13 protein-coding genes and 1 tRNA gene are annotated in these 15,894 nt (G+C 68.8%); 4 read left to right on the top strand and 10 right to left on the bottom strand.

Translation table 11 applies throughout. The annotated features are described in order from the left end of the window. Window positions 1-130 precede the first annotated feature (130 nt). The 10 genes from ACFVGS_RS24180 to dnaA all read right to left on the bottom strand — a co-directional run bounded on the left by ACFVGS_RS24180 (window position 131) and on the right by dnaA (window position 13,301). Window positions 131-265 carry a DLW-39 family protein gene (locus ACFVGS_RS24180; RefSeq protein WP_003958712.1) on the bottom strand — a complete coding sequence of 45 codons (135 nt, stop codon included), beginning with the start codon at window positions 263-265 and terminating at the stop codon, window positions 131-133. A gap of 467 nt (window positions 266-732) precedes the next feature. Next, window positions 733-809, bottom strand: a tRNA-Ile gene (locus tag ACFVGS_RS24185). Between the two features lie 134 nt (window positions 810-943). After that, complete coding sequence (locus ACFVGS_RS24190; RefSeq protein ID WP_384417917.1) at window positions 944-1,528, bottom strand: DUF3566 domain-containing protein; 585 nt, start codon at window positions 1,526-1,528, stop codon at window positions 944-946. 96 nt (window positions 1,529-1,624) lie between these two features. Continuing rightward, complete coding sequence (gene gyrA / locus ACFVGS_RS24195; protein WP_384417913.1) at window positions 1,625-4,231, bottom strand: DNA gyrase subunit A; 2,607 nt, start codon at window positions 4,229-4,231, stop codon at window positions 1,625-1,627. A gap of 41 nt (window positions 4,232-4,272) precedes the next feature. Further along, entirely contained in the window at window positions 4,273-6,303 is a 2,031-nt protein-coding gene (gene gyrB, locus ACFVGS_RS24200; protein ID WP_384417910.1) for a DNA topoisomerase (ATP-hydrolyzing) subunit B, read from the bottom strand. A gap of 445 nt (window positions 6,304-6,748) precedes the next feature. After that, entirely contained in the window at window positions 6,749-7,336 is a 588-nt protein-coding gene (locus ACFVGS_RS24205; protein ID WP_385693621.1) for a DUF721 domain-containing protein, read from the bottom strand. Continuing rightward, on the bottom strand, window positions 7,333-8,454 hold the full coding sequence (gene recF / locus ACFVGS_RS24210; RefSeq protein WP_384417905.1) for a DNA replication/repair protein RecF: 1,122 nt from the start codon (window positions 8,452-8,454) through the stop codon (window positions 7,333-7,335). Before recF ends, ACFVGS_RS24205 begins: the two co-directional genes overlap by 4 nt. A gap of 56 nt (window positions 8,455-8,510) precedes the next feature. After that, window positions 8,511-9,389: a phosphogluconate dehydrogenase (NAD(+)-dependent, decarboxylating) gene (gene gnd, locus ACFVGS_RS24215; RefSeq protein ID WP_384417902.1), complete on the bottom strand. Its 879-nt coding sequence runs from the start codon at window positions 9,387-9,389 to the stop codon at window positions 8,511-8,513. 159 nt (window positions 9,390-9,548) lie between these two features. Beyond that, complete coding sequence (gene dnaN, locus ACFVGS_RS24220) at window positions 9,549-10,679, bottom strand: DNA polymerase III subunit beta (protein WP_384417899.1); 1,131 nt, start codon at window positions 10,677-10,679, stop codon at window positions 9,549-9,551. An 864-nt stretch (window positions 10,680-11,543) separates the two neighbouring features. Next, the gene (gene dnaA, locus ACFVGS_RS24225; protein WP_384417896.1) at window positions 11,544-13,301 is read right to left on the bottom strand and encodes a chromosomal replication initiator protein DnaA; all 1,758 of its coding nucleotides are present in this window, start codon (window positions 13,299-13,301) and stop codon (window positions 11,544-11,546) included. Window positions 13,302-13,682: 381 nt separating this feature from the next. Here dnaA and rpmH point away from each other — a divergent pair, with 381 nt between their 5' ends. The 4 genes from rpmH to yidC are packed head-to-tail and all read left to right on the top strand — an operon-like array spanning window position 13,683 to window position 15,866. Continuing rightward, window positions 13,683-13,820 carry a 50S ribosomal protein L34 gene (rpmH, locus tag ACFVGS_RS24230; RefSeq protein ID WP_125638610.1) on the top strand — a complete coding sequence of 46 codons (138 nt, stop codon included), beginning with the start codon at window positions 13,683-13,685 and terminating at the stop codon, window positions 13,818-13,820. Window positions 13,821-13,839: 19 nt separating this feature from the next. Beyond that, on the top strand, window positions 13,840-14,211 hold the full coding sequence (rnpA, locus tag ACFVGS_RS24235; RefSeq protein ID WP_384417893.1) for a ribonuclease P protein component: 372 nt from the start codon (window positions 13,840-13,842) through the stop codon (window positions 14,209-14,211). Then, complete coding sequence (yidD, locus tag ACFVGS_RS24240) at window positions 14,208-14,534, top strand: membrane protein insertion efficiency factor YidD (protein WP_128983195.1); 327 nt, start codon at window positions 14,208-14,210, stop codon at window positions 14,532-14,534. The genes rnpA and yidD overlap by 4 nt, the downstream gene beginning before the upstream one ends. Before the next feature lie 3 nt (window positions 14,535-14,537). Then, window positions 14,538-15,866, top strand: coding sequence for a membrane protein insertase YidC (gene yidC, locus ACFVGS_RS24245; RefSeq protein ID WP_385693622.1), 1,329 nt, complete (start codon window positions 14,538-14,540; stop codon window positions 15,864-15,866). Window positions 15,867-15,894: the final 28 nt, after the last annotated feature.

A 15,894-nucleotide genomic window follows, 5' to 3' on the forward strand; every position in this document is an offset into this window, starting at 1 on the left:
CCCATCCTGCCCGCCCGTACGGCCGACACCCTACAAATTCGCGAGAGCAAGCAATTCGTTCACTGAGGCAAACAGAATGAGGCCCCGGCCGCTCGAAGCGGCCGGGGCCCCACACAGACGATCTTTCGTCTCACACACCCGAACCTGCGGGCACGGAGTCGGTCGCCTCCGTCCACAGATCCTGCTCGGCGCGATCCGCCTGGATCTGGCGGTACACGAGGAGCCCGCCGATGGCGGCCAGTGCGACCAGGAGAAGCTTCTTCACCGCGCGACCTCGTCTTTCGTTGACGTAGGAGACTTCTGACGCCCACTCTACACACCGGCCGATACCGATCAGTGACCTAGGCCGCCAAGGCGTGCCCAAAACCAATCGGCCCGGACGGGTGAACCCTCCGGGCAGCGTTCACAGCGTTCGAGCTTGATCAACGCGCCTTCAGTCGCCGTCCTCGCCAGCGGTTCGACAGGTCCCCCAAAGCGACGGCGGCCGCGGCCAGGACTGCGCACGATAGCCAGCCCTTGGGGTCATCGGTGGCTTTGCCGAAGAGCCAGAACCCAAAGGCCACCAGGCCCCACCAGACAACACACCACGCCCCTGTGGCGCGCCGCGCGTTCCTGTCAGTCACAGACCCACGGTAGCTGTCGATGCCCCCTGCCGAGTTGATCGGCTGAACGGCTGATGTCAGCCATGGATGTCAAAGACCCCCAGTCGCGATCGACTGGGGGTCTTCGTGCTGGTGGGGCTAACAGGATTTGAACCTGTGGCCTCATCCTTATCAGGGATGCGCTCTAACCAACTGAGCTATAGCCCCGCCGCGCTTTGCGGTGTGTGTCCCGCGCGCTGACTCCTGAAGATTAGCGCACGTGGGGGCCAGTCCCAAAATCGCCCGGAGCCGGAGGCTCCTGAAGGGCACGTGGTCGGGCCCCGCACAGCCTTCGGCGCAGGTCACTCGTCCTCGGCGAGAGTGAGCTCGACACCGCCCACGAAACCGGCCGACAGGTTGTAGATGAACGCGCCCAGCGTCGCCAGGGCGGTCATCAGGACCACGTCGATCACCGCGATCACCGAGGTGAACATCAGGACGCGCGGCAGCGACAGGAAGGACTGCAGGTCGAAGCCGTTCGACTCGTTGGAGCCGGTCGCCTCGCTGATCGTGCCGCCCACGGTCGAGAAGACGCCCATGGCGTCCATGACCATCCACAGCACCGCCGCGGCCACCACCGTGCAGATGCCGAGCGCGATGGAGAGCAGGAAGCTCACCTTCATCACCGACCACGGGTCGGCCTTGGCCACCCGCAGCCGCGCCTTGCGGGTGCGCGGCGTGGTGCGCGCCCCCGTACGGGCCTTGCGCATGGCGGCGGCGTTCTGGCCGCCCAGGGTGCCGCCCTGACCGCCCTGCGTCCCGCCGCCGGCCGCGTAGGCCTGCGGCGGGTGGTACGGGCCGCCCTGCGGCTGCGTCCCCGCCCGCTCGCCGGGCAGCGGCCCGTTGTACGTGTCGTACGAGGGGCCCTGCCCCCGAGTGTCCGTCACCGTAACCCCCTGGGAGTCCGTGGCGGAGCCACGGGCACCGCTCGATCCTGCGGACCGGCCGTCGGCCGGACCGGCGCCCGTGGCTCCACTCACGCTCTACTCCTCGTGCTCCCCGGCCTCGGGCTCCGTGCCCTCGGCCACCTCGACGGCCTCGGCAGCCTCGGCCACTCCATCGACGTCCTCGTCGTCCTCGCCGCCCGCCTCGGCGTTGCGGGCGATGCCGACGACGGCATCACGCTTGCCCAGGTTGATCAGCTGGACGCCCATGGTGTCACGGCCGGTCTCCCTGACTTCGTTGACTCGCGTACGAATCACACCGCCGGACAGCGTGATGGCGAGGATCTCGTCGGTCTCCTCGACCACCAGCGCGCCCACGAGCGAGCCACGGTCCTCCACGATCTTGGCGGCCTTGATACCGAGGCCGCCGCGGCCCTGGACGCGGTACTCGTCGACGGCGGTGCGCTTGGCGTAGCCACCGTCGGTCGCGGTGAAGACGAACGTACCCGGCCGGACGACATTCATCGAGAGGAGCTCGTCGTCCTCGCGGAAACTCATCCCCTTGACACCGGAGGTGGCACGGCCCATCGGGCGCAGCGCCTCGTCCGTGGCGGTGAAGCGGATCGACTGCGCCTTCCTGGAGATCAGCAGCAGGTCGTCCTCGGCCGACACCAGCTCGGCGCCGATCAGCTCGTCGTCGCTGCCGTCCTCCCGCTCGCGCAGGTTGATCGCGATGACACCGCCGGAGCGCGGGGAGTCGTAGTCCTTCAGCGCGGTCTTCTTCACCAGGCCGGCCTTGGTGGCGAGCACCAGGTACGGCGCGGCCTCGTAGTCGCGGATCGCCAGGATCTCGGCGATCTGCTCGTCCGGCTGGAAGGCCAGCAGGTTGGCCACGTGCTGACCGCGGGCGTCCCGGCCGGCGTCCGGCAGCTCGTACGCCTTGGCCCGGTAGACCCGGCCCTTGTTGGTGAAGAACAGCAGCCAGTTGTGGGTGGTCGTCACGAAGAAGTGGTCGACGATGTCGTCCTGCTTCAGCTTCGTGCCGCGCACGCCCTTGCCGCCGCGCTTCTGCGAGCGGTAGTCCTCGGTCTTCGTCCGCTTCACGTAGCCGCCACGCGTGATGGTGACGACGATGTCCTCCTCGGCGATCAGGTCCTCGATGGACATGTCGCCGTCGAAGGGCACCAGCTGGCTGCGGCGGTCGTCGCCGTACTTCTCGACCAGCGCCGCGAGCTCCTCACTGACGATCGCCCGCTGCTTCTCGGGCGAGGCAAGGATCGCGTTGTACTCGTTGATCTTCGCCTGGAGCTCGTCGTGCTCGGCGACGATCTTCTGGCGCTCCAGGGCGGCGAGCCGGCGCAGCTGCATCTCGAGGATGGCGTTGGCCTGGATCTCGTCGATCTGGAGGAGGTCCATCAGACCGCCGCGGGCGATCTCGACCGTCTCGCTGCGCCGGATGAGGGCGATGACCTCGTCGATCGCGTCGAGCGCCTTGAGCAGACCGCGCAGGATGTGGGCGCGCTCCTCGGCCTTGCGCAGCCGGAACCGGGTGCGCCGGACGATGACCTCGATCTGGTGCGTCACCCAGTGGCGGATGAACGCGTCGATCGAGAGGGTGCGCGGCACGCCGTCGACGAGCGCCAGCATGTTGGCGCCGAAGTTCGTCTGCAGGTCGGTGTGCTTGTACAGGTTGTTGAGGACGACCTTGGCGACGGCGTCCCGCTTGAGCACGATGACCAGGCGCTGGCCGGTACGCGAGGAGGTCTCGTCGCGGACGTCGGCGATGCCGCCGATCTTGCCGTCCTTGACGAGGTCGGCGATCTTCTGCGCGAGGTTGTCCGGGTTGACCTGGTACGGCAGCTCGGTGACCACCAGGCACTGGCGGTTCTGGATCTCCTCGACCTCGACGACCGCGCGCATGGTGATGGAGCCGCGGCCGGTGCGGTACGCCTCCTCGATGCCCTTGCGGCCGACGACGAGCGCGCCGGTCGGGAAGTCGGGTCCCTTGATGCGCTCGATGAGCGCGTCGAGGAGCTCCTCGTGGCCGGCCTCGGGGTGGTCCAGGTACCACTGGGCGCCGGCGGCGACCTCGCGCAGGTTGTGCGGCGGGATGTTGGTCGCCATGCCGACCGCGATACCGGCGGAGCCGTTGATCAGCAGGTTCGGGAAGCGGGCCGGCAGGACGGTCGGCTCCTGGGAGCGGCCGTCGTAGTTGTCCGTGAAGTCGACGGTCTCCTCGTCGATGTCGCGGACCATCTCCATCGACAGCGGCGCCATCTTGCACTCGGTGTAGCGCATGGCGGCCGCCGGGTCGTTGCCCGGGGAGCCGAAGTTGCCGTTGGAGTCGACGAGCGGCATCCGCATGGCCCAGGGCTGGGCGAGGCGGACGAGGGCGTCGTAGATCGAGGTGTCGCCATGCGGGTGGTAGTTACCCATCACGTCGCCGACGACGCGGGCGCACTTGTAGAAGCCCTTCTCGGGCCGGTAGCCGCCGTCGTACATCGCGTAGAGCACGCGGCGGTGCACCGGCTTGAGGCCGTCGCGGACGTCGGGCAGCGCGCGCGACACGATGACGGACATCGCGTAGTCGAGGTACGAACGCTGCATCTCGGTCTCGAGCCCGACGGGCTCGATCCGCAGCTGCAGGTCTTCCTCTTCGGGAGTCTCGGGGGTCCCGGTGTTCACAGGAGTGGTTTCGTCGGCCATTGCTGGTCGTCAGTCCTTTCGTACGGTCAGCTGAGACCGACTCAGATGTCGAGGAAGCGAACGTCCTTGGCGTTGCGCTGGATGAACGAGCGCCGCGCCTCGACGTCCTCGCCCATCAGCACCGAGAACAGGTCGTCGGCCTGGGCGGCGTCGTCCAGGGTGACCTGGCCGAGCACGCGGTGCTCGACGTCCATGGTGGTGACGCGCAGCTCCTCGGCGTTCATCTCGCCGAGACCCTTGAAGCGCTGGATCGAGTCTTCCTTGATCCGCTTGCCGTTCTGCTTGCCCAGCTCGACGAGCGCGTCACGCTCGCGGTCCGAGTACGCGTACTCGAAGTCGTCCCGGCCCCACTTGATCTTGTAGAGCGGCGGACGGGAGAGGTAGACGTGACCGGCCTCCACCAGCGGGCGCATGAAGCGGAAGAGGAAGGTCAGCAGCAGGGTGTTGATGTGCTGGCCGTCGACGTCGGCGTCCGCCATCAGGATGATCTTGTGATAGCGGAGCTTCTCGATGTCGAAGTCCTCGTGGACGCCGGTGCCGAAGGCGGAGATCAGCGCCTGGACCTCGGTGTTCTGCAGGATCTTGTCGATACGGGCCTTCTCGACGTTCAGGATCTTGCCGCGGATCGGCAGGATGGCCTGGTACATCGGGTTACGGCCGGACTTGGCCGAGCCACCGGCGGAGTCACCCTCGACGATGAAGATCTCGCACTTGGTGGGGTCGTTCGACTGGCAGTCGGAGAGCTTGCCCGGCAGGGAGGCCGACTCCAGGAGACCCTTGCGGCGGGTCAGGTCGCGGGCCTTGCGGGCGGCCACGCGCGCGGTGGCGGCGGTGATGCCCTTGCGGACGATGTCCGCGGCCTCGTTGGGGTTGCGGTCGAACCAGTCCGTGAGGTTCTCGAAGACGACCTTCTGCACGAAGGTCTTCGCCTCGGTGTTGCCGAGCTTGGTCTTGGTCTGGCCCTCGAACTGCGGCTCGCCGATCTTGACCGAGATGATCGCGGTGAGACCCTCGCGGATGTCGTCGCCCGTGAGGTTGTCGTCCTTCTCGCGGAGCAGCTTCTTCTCGCGCGCGTACTTGTTGACGAGCGTCGTCAGCGCGGCGCGGAAGCCCTCCTCGTGCGTACCGCCCTCGTGGGTGTGGATCGTGTTCGCGAACGAGTACACGCCCTCGCTGTACGAGGAGTTCCACTGCATCGCGATCTCGACCGAGAGCAGGCGCTCCTTGTCCTCGGCCTCCACGTCGATGACGGTGGGGTGGATCAGCTCGCCCTTGCGCGAGTTGAGGTACTTCACGAAGTCGACGATGCCGCCCTCGTAGTGGTACTTCACGGTGCGCGCGGTGGGCTCCGCGGCGGCCTCGGCGTCCGGGTCGTCGGCGCCGACGGTCGCCTTGGCGGACTCGCGCTCGTCCGTGAGCGAGATGGTCAGGCCCTTGTTGAGGAAGGCCATCTCCTGGAAGCGGCGCGAGAGCGTCTCGAAGGAGTACTCGGTCGTCTCGAAGATGTCCGGGTCGGCCCAGAACGTGACCGAGGTGCCGGTCTCGTCGGTCTCCTCGTGCTTCGCGAGGGGCGCGGTGGGGGCGCCCATCTTGTAGTCCTGCGTCCAGCGGTGGCCGTCGGTCTTGATCTCCACCGAGACCTTGGTGGAGAGGGCGTTGACCACGGACACGCCGACACCGTGCAGACCGCCGGAGACGGCGTAGCCGCCGCCGCCGAACTTGCCGCCCGCGTGGAGGACCGTCAGCACGACCTCGACGGCCGGCTTGCCCTCGGACTCGACGATGCCGACGGGGATGCCACGGCCGTTGTCGACGACGCGCACGCCGCCGTCGGCCAGGATCGTCACCTCGATGGTGTCCGCATGGCCGGCCAGGGCCTCGTCGACCGAGTTGTCGACGACCTCCTGCACCATGTGGTGCAGGCCGCGCTCACCGGTCGAGCCGATGTACATGCCAGGGCGCTTGCGCACGGCATCCAGGCCCTCGAGGACCTGGATGTTGCTGGCGGTGTACTGGTTGTTCTCGTTGGGGTTGCCGGAATCGGCCACGAAGCGCCCTTTCTGGCACAGCACAGGCCGTTCTCCGGGCATACGGGAGCGGCTGCGTCGTTCGACTTGTTCCGCAGGGTGGCGGGATTGTCTTCCAGTCTACCGGTACCACTGACACTCATGGGGGTTTGCCGGTACCTGAATGCTCATGTGCCGCCCTCGGCGGGCGCGAGACGACTCCCCATATCTGGAGAGGGGCTCCAGAGGCCCCTGACGGCCACCTAGCGCTTCGGGCGGTGACGGCGAGTGGCACCGGGGCGGAGGCCGTCGTTCCGCTGGAGGTGGCGGGCCGAAAACGGAGGGAACGGGCGGGCACGAGGAATGGGTGGGCACGGCGATCCACGCCGCCGTCGACGACGACGTCGGGGCACGGCCCCCACCCGGGCGGCGTCCACCGGTGTGCGTCGCCGGGCCCTGCGTCGGGGCGGACGCCCGCGCCCCTTATACGCGTACGCGCTACCCGTACGTGCTACCCGTAGGTGTCGCCCGGTCCCGTGGAGCCCGGCGCCCGCAGGGGCCCGTAGCCGCGGCGCGGTCCGCCCGGGCCCAGCACCTTGATCATCCGCACGGTGCCGTGCCCCAGGTCCTCGTTCAGCCGCGCCACCAGCCGCGGTGCCAGCAGCCGCAGCTGCGTCGCCCACGCCGTGGAGTCGCACTGCACGGTGAGCACCCGCTCCTCCGGGTCCTCGTCGTACCGCAGCGGTACGCAGTGCTTGGCCAGGTCCTCGCCGACGATCTGGGGCCAGCGGCCCATGACGCCGCCGACCGCCGCGGGCGTCTCCCAGCCCCGCTCGGTGATCAGCCGGTTGATCGCGGCACCGAGCGCCATCGGGTCGCGTCCGTCGGCGTGCGCGCCGGAGCGCAGTCCGCCGCCGCGCCGGGCCTGCTTCTTCTGGGCGGCCGCCGCGCCCCGCGCCCGTGCCTGCTCCTTGGCGGCGCGCAGCGCGACCCGCGCGAGGTCCACACCGGACGACTCGGCGGCAGGTCCGACCGGTCCGGCCGTCGAGGTCTGGGCCGAAGACTTGTCCACAGGCTGTGGGGAAGTGTTCTCGGTCATACGCGCTCCACCGTCCCGCCGGACACCGCGTATCGCGCCCCCATCAGCACGCCCGGGACGTCGTCGTCGACCGCCGCCGTGACGAGTACCTGCTCGCCCGGCGCGACCAGCTCCGCGAGCCGCTCGCGCCGGCGCGCGTCGAGCTCGGCGAAGACGTCGTCGAGGACGAGCACCGGCTCGTTGCCCTCGGCCCGCAGCAGGTCGTACGAGGCGAGGCGCAGCGCCAGCGCGTATGACCAGGACTCGCCGTGGCTCGCGTATCCCTTGGCCGGCAGGTCGCCGAGCTTGAGCAGCAGGTCGTCGCGGTGCGGTCCGACCAGCGTGACGCCGCGCTCGATCTCCTGCTTGCGTACGTCGGCGAGCGCGGCGAGCAGCTGCCCGTACAGCTCCTCGCGGGTGTGCCCGGCGCCGGGCGCGGACGGCTTGTACTCCAGCTGGACCGGCCCGCCGCCGGGGGCCAGCTGCTCGTACGCCTTGTCGGCGAGCGGCCGGAGCGTCCCGATGAGGTCGAGCCGCTGGGCGAGCAGCTCGGCGCCGGCCCGCGCCAGGTGCTGGTCCCAGACGTCCAGGGTGGACATGTCCATGGAGCGGCCGCCGTGCCGCCGGGCCATGGCGGCGGACTTCAGGAGCGTGTTGCGCTGCTTGAGCACCCGCTCGTAGTCGGAGCGCACGCCCGCCATGCGCGGCGCGCGCGCCGTGATCAGCTCGTCGAGGAAGCGCCGCCGCTCCCCGGGGTCGCCCTTGATCAGCGCCAGGTCCTCCGGCGCGAACAGCACCGTGCGGATGATGCCGAGCACGTCACGGGGCCTGACCTGCGAGGATCTGTTGATACGGGCGCGGTTGGCGCGGCCCGGGTTGAGTTCGAGCTCGACCAGCTGGGAGCGCTCGCCCTGGGTGACGGCGGCGCGGATGATCGCCCGCTCCGCGCCCATGCGTACCAGCGGGGCGTCGGAGGCGACCCGGTGGCTGCCGAGGGTGGCGAGATAGCCGACGGCCTCGACGAGGTTGGTCTTGCCCTGGCCGTTCGCCCCCACGAAAGCGGTGACGCCCGGATCGAGAGGGACCTCGACCCGGGCGTACGAGCGGAAGTCGGCCAGCGACAGATGCGTGACGTGCATGGTGGGCGCCGACCTTCCCCCGGCTGCTGTGCACCGCGGGGTGCACAGCCTGTGGATTACTTCTTCGTCTCGACCGCGTGGCCACCGAACTGGTTGCGCAGCGCGGCGATCATCTTCATCTGCGGCGAGTCGTCCTGACGCGACGCGAACCGCGCGAACAGCGACGCGGTGATCGCCGGGAGCGGTACGGCGTTGTCGATGGCGGCCTCGACGGTCCACCGGCCTTCGCCGGAGTCCTCCGCGTAGCCGCGCAGCTTGTCCAGGTGCTCGTCCTCGTCGAGGGCGTTGACCGCGAGGTCGAGCAGCCACGAGCGGATGACGGTGCCTTCCTGCCAGGAGCGGAAGACCTCGCGGACGTCGGTGACGGAGTCGACCTTCTCCAGGAGCTCCCAGCCCTCGGCGTAGGCCTGCATCATCGCGTACTCGATGCCGTTGTGGACCATCTTCGCGAAGTGGCCGGCGCCGACCTTGCCCGCGTGGACGGAGCCGAACTCGCCCTCGGGCTTGAGCGCGTCGAAGACCGGCTGGACGCGGGCCACGTGCTCGGCGTCGCCGCCGTACATCAGCGCGTAGCCGTTCTCCAGGCCCCACACGCCGCCGGAGACGCCGCAGTCGACGAAACCGATGCCCTTGGCGGCGAGCTCCTCGGCGTGCTTCTCGTCGTCGGTCCAGCGGGAGTTCCCGCCGTCCACGACGACGTCGCCGGGGGAGAGCAGCTGTGCCAGCTCGTCGATGGTCGACTGGGTGGCGGCACCGGCGGGGACCATGACCCACACGACGCGCGGACCCTTGAGCTTGCCCACAAGCTCCTCGAGGCTGTGGACATCGGCGAGGTCCGGGTTGCGGTCGTATCCGATGACGGTGTGGCCGGCGCGGCGAATGCGCTCGCGCATGTTGCCGCCCATCTTGCCGAGACCGACGAGACCGAGCTCCATCAGAGATTCCTTAAGCGTCGTGTGCGGTTCGTACCCGGGTCCGAGCCTACGCCCGGACCCGCGTGCACACCTGTGGGGTCAGCCGCTCAGTCGACCACCCGGTCGACCCCCGTACCGCGGCTCCCCGGGGACGCCCCCGGGGGCTCCCGGCAGAGGGCGTCAGCCGCTCAGCCGCACCGGCATGATCAGGTACTTGTAGGCCTCGTCCGCCTCCGCGTCGAGCGCCGGCTTGCCGCTCAGGAGCGCGGGCTTGGTGGAGGTCGTGAAGGAAAGCTGGGCGACCGGGGAGTCGATCGCGCTCAGGCCGTCCAGCAGGAAGGTCGGGTTGAAGGCGATCGAGATGTCGTCGCCCTCCAGCTGCGCGTCCACACGCTCCACAGCCTGTGCGTCGTCGCTGGAGCCGGCCTCCAGGATGAGCACGCCCTGCTCGAAGCTGAGGCGCACCGGGGTGTTGCGCTCGGCCACCAGGGCCACACGCTTGACGGCCTCGACGAAGGGGGCGGTCTCGATCACCGCGACCGAGTTGAACTCGGTGGGGAACAGCGTCCGGTACTTCGGCAGGTCGCCCTCGAGCAGCCGGGTGGTGGTGCGGCGGCCCGCGCCCTCGAAGCCGATCAGGCCCTCGCCCTTGCCCGAGCCGGAGAGCGCCAGGGTGACCGAGTCGCCGCTGGTCAGGGACTTGGCCGTGTCCAGGAGGGTCTTGGCCGGCACCAGCGCGACGGCGGAGGTGTCCGGGGACTCCGGCTTCCACAGGAACTCGCGGACCGCGAAGCGGTAGCGGTCGGTGGAGGCCAGGGTGACGGTGTCGCCCTCGATCTCGATGCGCACACCGGTGAGGACGGGCAGCGTGTCGTCACGGCCGGCGGCGATGGCCACCTGCGCGGCGGCGGAGGCGAAGACCTCGCCGGGGACGGTGCCGGTCGCGGTCGGCATCTCGGGCAGCGCCGGGTACTCCTCCACAGGCAGGGTGTGGAGGGTGAAGCGGGAGGAGCCGCAGACCACGGTCGCCCGTACACCGTCTGTGGAGATCTCCACCGGGCGGTTGGGGAGGGCGCGGCAGATGTCGGCGAGCAGGCGGCCGGAGACGAGGACGGTGCCGTCCTCCTCGACCTCCGCCTCGACGGAGACCCGCGCCGAGACCTCGTAGTCGAAGCTGGAGAAGCTCAGCGCGCCGTCCTCGGCCTTCAGCAGAAGGCCCGCGAGAACGGGCGCCGGCGGACGGGCCGGAAGGCTGCGGGCCACCCACGCCACCGCCTCCGCGAGTACATCGCGCTCCACCCGGATCTTCACCGGAACCGCCTCCTGCTTGTTGCTGGCTCTTCGTCGACTGCGGGAACCAGTCTGACGTACGCCACCGACACTCGGTGCGGCTCGGGGTCAAGTCGCGACAAGAGGTCGCCGAGGCTCCGGGCCCGAGTTGTGCACAGGCCCCGCTTCAAAGCAGATTCCGAGCTAACTATGAGTGGGAGTAGTAGTAGGGCCTGTGGAAACCGTGGATAACGTCGTCCACGCAGGTCAGACCCACTTTTTTGTCCACTGCCCCTGTGGGTGGAACCCGTGGACAACCGGGGTGCTCTGTGGACACAGGAAAGTTCTGCACACCCGATTCACAGGCCATGGGGAGTTCTCCCCAGTGCTGTCCCCAGCTTTCCCCAGGTTCCCCACAGCCCAAACGTCTCCCTTGGTGTGACGGCTTTCACTCGCCCCGGTGAGCCCGGGCGTTTCCTTGCCGAACAGTGGACAGCGGTGTGGAGAAGCTGTGGGCAACCCGCCGCTGCCTGTGGGCGGCCGGTGGACAACCGGGTGACGTCCCTGTGGACGGATCTTTCGTCCACAGGCTGTGGAGATCGTTTGCCAACAATTCCACAGGGTTCTGACCTGGGATGATGCTCTGTCAACAGGAGCGCCTGTGGACGCAATCCGGATAACTCGGCAGTCCCCACCCTGTGGACGGGAGATCATCCCCCAATCTGTGGAGAAGCCGCCACCGGAACGCAGTAATCGAACAGCGGCGACGGCCCGGCGACGGCCCGGCGACGGTCTCGGCACCCGCCTCGGTGGCTCCCGTGTGCCCCGAAGGGCGCCCCGGGGACGCCGAAGGGCGCCCCGGGAGTGCCCGGAGCGCCCTTCGCCAGGAGGCCGAGGAGGCGGTCGTCAGCCGTTCTTGATGCGGTTGGTCAGCTCGGTGACCTGGTTGTAGATGGAGCGCCGCTCCGCCATCAGCGCACGGATCTTGCGGTCCGCGTGCATGACGGTCGTGTGGTCCCGCCCGCCGAACTGCGCGCCGATCTTCGGCAGCGACAGATCCGTGAGCTCCCGGCACAGGTACATGGCGATCTGGCGGGCGGTGACGAGCACGCGGCTGCGCGAGGAGCCGCACAGGTCCTCCACCGTCAGCCCGAAGTAGTCGGCCGTGGCCGCCATGATCGCGCCGGCGGTGATCTCCGGCGCCGTGTCCTCGCCGCCCGGGATCAGGTCCTTGAGGACGATCTCGGTGAGCCCGAGGTCCACCGGCTGCCGGTTGAGGCTCGCGAAGGCGGTGACGCGGATCAGCGCGCCCTCCAGCTCACGGATGTTCCGCGAGATCCGGGAGGCGATGAACTCCAGCACCTCCGGCGGGGCGTTCAGCTGCTCCTGGACGGCCTTCTTGCGCAGGATCGCGATGCGGGTCTCCAGCTCCGGCGGCTGCACGTCGGTGGTGAGGCCCCACTCGAAGCGGTTGCGGAGCCGGTCCTCCAGCGTCATCAGCTGCTTCGGCGGCCGGTCGGAGGAGAGCACGATCTGCTTGTTGGCGTTGTGGAGCGTGTTGAAGGTGTGGAAGAACTCCTCCTGCGTCGACTCCTTGCTCGCGAGGAACTGGATGTCGTCGACCAGCAGGATGTCCACATCCCGGTAGCGCTTGCGGAACGCGTCGCCCTTGCCGTCACGGATCGAGTTGATGAACTCGTTGGTGAACTCCTCCGAGCTCACGTACCGCACCCGGGTGCCCGGGTAGAGGCTGCGCGCGTAGTGACCGATCGCGTGGAGCAGGTGGGTCTTGCCGAGGCCCGACTCCCCGTAGATGAAGAGCGGGTTGTACGCCTTCGCCGGCGCCTCGGCCACGGCGACCGCGGCCGCGTGGGCGAAGCGGTTCGAGGAACCGATGACGAAGGTGTCGAAGAGGTACTTGGGGTTCAGGCGCGCGTGCTGCTCGCCCGGCGCGCCCGAGCCGGCGCCCTGCCCGGACGAGGAGCCGCCCATGCCGGTCGTGCCGGCTCCCGGACGGGGGCCGCGGCCGCCGGGGCCGGGGCCGTCCGTGTCGGGCAGCTCGCCCCGCTCGGGGCGCTGCGGCGCCTGCTCGTACGGGGGGCGCTCGTCGTACCGCGGCTGCTGGGGCTGCTGCGGCCGGGGCGTCGCGTACGGATCGCGCTCCTGGAAGCCGGCGAGCCGCTGCTGCTGCCAGGTGACGTCCTCCTGGGCGCGCGGCCAGACGCCCGGGTCGGGGCGCTGCTGCTGGTACTCGGGGTAGGCGGGCCGGGCGGTCGGCAGACCGTCGTCCGGCATCGGACGCCCGTAGTCGTCGTAGTTCTCGTAGCCGTCGTACGCGCCGTAGGGCTGCGGCGGGGCCGGCCGGGCGGGCGGCGCGGGCGGCGTCGGCTCGGCCGCGGAGTCGTCGACGGTGATCGCGATCCGGATCGGCCGGCCGCACGCGCGGCTGAGGGCCTCGCTGATCAGCGGGGCGAGCCGGCCTTCGAGGACCTGCTTGCCGTACTCGTTGGGCACGGCGAGGAGTGCGGTGTCGGCCACCAGTGCGAGCGGCTGGCAGCGCTCGATCCACTGCTTGTCCTTGGGCTCGATGCCCTGGCCTTCGCCGAGGAGCTGTTCCAGCACGCGCGGCCACACTGCGGCAAGATCGGCAGGTACGTCAGCCACGGGGCACGCTTCCTCATTGGTCCCACGAAGGTGTGGTTCTGCGGGACGGTGGGTCGAAGTCCGGAAGGACAGGTAAGGACAGAACGGAAAAGACTGCGGAGTCCAGCCACGGTAGTCGTGGCGGCTGACGTGGTTCAAGTTGTTGTCCACAGCCTGTGCACAGAGCACCCCGGTGACCGGTCGGTTTGACCGGATGGCGTAGCCGCGCGTACCGTAACCAGGTCGAGTTGTCGATGGCTGCTGCCGCCTGCCTACCGATGGGCGAAGATCACCATATGTGATCGCGAAGCGGTGCACTCGGGCGTATGCGAGCTACTCGTGGGCGCACGGTGACAGCCAGGCGATGTCCCGCCACCAACGAATCATTACTGGAGCCCCCGAGTGAGCAAGCGCACCTTCCAGCCGAACAACCGTCGTCGCGCGAAGACCCACGGTTTCCGCCTGCGCATGCGTACCCGTGCCGGCCGCGCCATCCTGGCCGCTCGCCGTGGCAAGGGTCGCGCCCGCCTGTCCGCCTGATCCGCGCACAGGTCATGACGTGCTGCCTACCGAGAATCGGCTGAGGCGGCGCGAGGACTTCGCGACCGCGGTACGCAGAGGACGCCGGGCCGGCCGCCCGCTCCTCGTCGTCCATCTACGCAGCGGTGCAACGGACCCGCACGCGCCTGGGGAGAGCGCTCCCCCGACGCGTGCGGGTTTCGTCGTGAGCAAGGCCGTAGGCGGCGCGGTCGTCCGCAACCAGGTGAAGCGTCGCCTCCGCCATCTCGTCCGTGAGCGGCTCACCGAGCTTCCCCCCGGTAGCCTGGTGGTCGTACGGGCGTTGCCCGGAGCCGGTGACGCCGACCACGTTCAGCTGGCCCGAGACCTGGACGCCGCTCTCCAGCGGTTGCTGGGAGGGGGCACGCGATGAAGTACCCGCTGCTGGCTCTCATCAAGCTGTACCAGTGGACGATCAGCCCGCTTCTGGGTCCCGTCTGCCGGTACTACCCGTCGTGTTCCCACTACGGATTCACGGCCATCGACCGGCATGGCGCGATCAAGGGCACTGCCCTGACCGCCTGGCGCATCCTGCGGTGCAACCCGTGGTCGCCCGGCGGCGTGGACCATGTTCCCCCGCGTAAGCGGCCGCGTTGGCACGAGATGCTGCGGGACGCGCTGCGCGGAGACAAGGGCGGGTCCACCGCCGAGACGAGCCCGGCTGCAGAGACCTCGCCCAATGCTCAAGGAGCCTGATTAGTGGACACGATTGCCAATTTTTTCAGCTTCATCACCACACCTGTCTCATGGGTGATCGTCCAGTTCCACAAGCTGTACGGGGCGATCTTCGGCCCTGACACGGGCTGGGCCTGGGGCCTGTCGATCGTGTCCCTCGTGGTGCTGATCCGCATCTGCCTGATCCCGCTCTTCGTGAAGCAGATCAAGTCGACGCGGAACATGCAGGCGCTCCAGCCGAAGATGAAGGCGATCCAGGAGCGCTACAAGAGCGACAAGCAGCGTCAGTCCGAAGAGATGATGAAGCTGTACAAGGAGACGGGCACCAACCCGCTCTCCTCGTGCCTTCCCATCCTGGCGCAGTCGCCGTTCTTCTTCGCCCTGTACTCGGTGCTCTCGCACATCGCCGAGGGCAAGACGATCGGTGTCATCAACCAGTCGCTGCTCGACAGCGCCCGTCAGGCGCACATCTTCGGCGCCCCGCTGGCCGCCAAGTTCACGGACAGCGCGGAGAAGGTCGCTTCGCTCAACGCCTCGATCACCGACGTGCGGATCGTCACCGCGGTCATGATCATCCTGATGTCGGCCTCGCAGTTCTTCACCCAGCGCCAGCTGATGATGAAGAACGTCGACCTCTCCGTGAAGACCCCGTACATGCAGCAGCAGAAGATGCTCATGTACATCTTCCCGGTGATCTTCGCCGTCATGGGCATCAACTTCCCCGTCGGTGTCCTCGTCTACTGGCTGACCACCAACGTGTGGACCATGGGCCAGCAGATGTACGTGATCAACCAGAACCCGACTCCGGGCAGCAAGGCCCAGGACGCCTACCTGCAGCGTCTGCTCAAGAGCGTCACCCACCACGGTGAGGTCCGCGGCCGCCGCCGGAAGAACATCGTCAAGGTCATCGTCGCCAAGGGCAGCGACCGCAACGAGAACGAGCGCCGCTTCTTCGCGGGTCTGGCCAAGGCCGGCTTCGCGCCCCAGGCCGACGGCACCGTGCTCAAGAGCGACACCGTGACCGCCGAGGCGGAGGGCGGTGCCGGCACCACCCGGCGCCAGCAGCCCAAGCGCCAGACCAAGGCCCAGCGCCAGGCCGCCGCCCAGCAGCACGCGAAGGACGCCGAGGTGTCCGACGAGTCCGAGGACGCGGTCTCCGACACGGCGACGGCTCCCTCGCTGGAGAAGAAGCCGCAGTCTCCGGCGAAGGGTGCCAAGGCCAGTTCCCAGGGCCAGGGCGACCAGCCGGCGCGTCCGAGTCGCGCGAAATCCGGAGGCTCCCGCCAGGGCCAGGCTAAGTCCGGTCAGCGCAAGGGTCAGCAGCGGCCCAAGCACCCCTCCTCCAAGAAGTAAGCCTCCACGAAGCAAGAAGGAGTCCATC

The organism is Streptomyces sp. NPDC127114 (assembly GCF_042677525.1).
Lineage (GTDB): Bacteria > Actinomycetota > Actinomycetes > Streptomycetales > Streptomycetaceae > Streptomyces.

Coding starts and splice junctions, on each gene's coding strand:
- gnd (WP_384417902.1), bottom strand. CDS start 9,389: ATGGAGCTCGGTCTCGTCGGTCTCGGCAAGATGGGCGGCAACATGCGC.
- yidD (WP_128983195.1), top strand. CDS start 14,208: ATGAAGTACCCGCTGCTGGCTCTCATCAAGCTGTACCAGTGGACGATC.
- ACFVGS_RS24205 (WP_385693621.1), bottom strand. CDS start 7,336: ATGACCGAGAACACTTCCCCACAGCCTGTGGACAAGTCTTCGGCCCAG.
- recF (WP_384417905.1), bottom strand. CDS start 8,454: ATGCACGTCACGCATCTGTCGCTGGCCGACTTCCGCTCGTACGCCCGG.
- gyrA (WP_384417913.1), bottom strand. CDS start 4,231: ATGGCCGACGAAACCACTCCTGTGAACACCGGGACCCCCGAGACTCCC.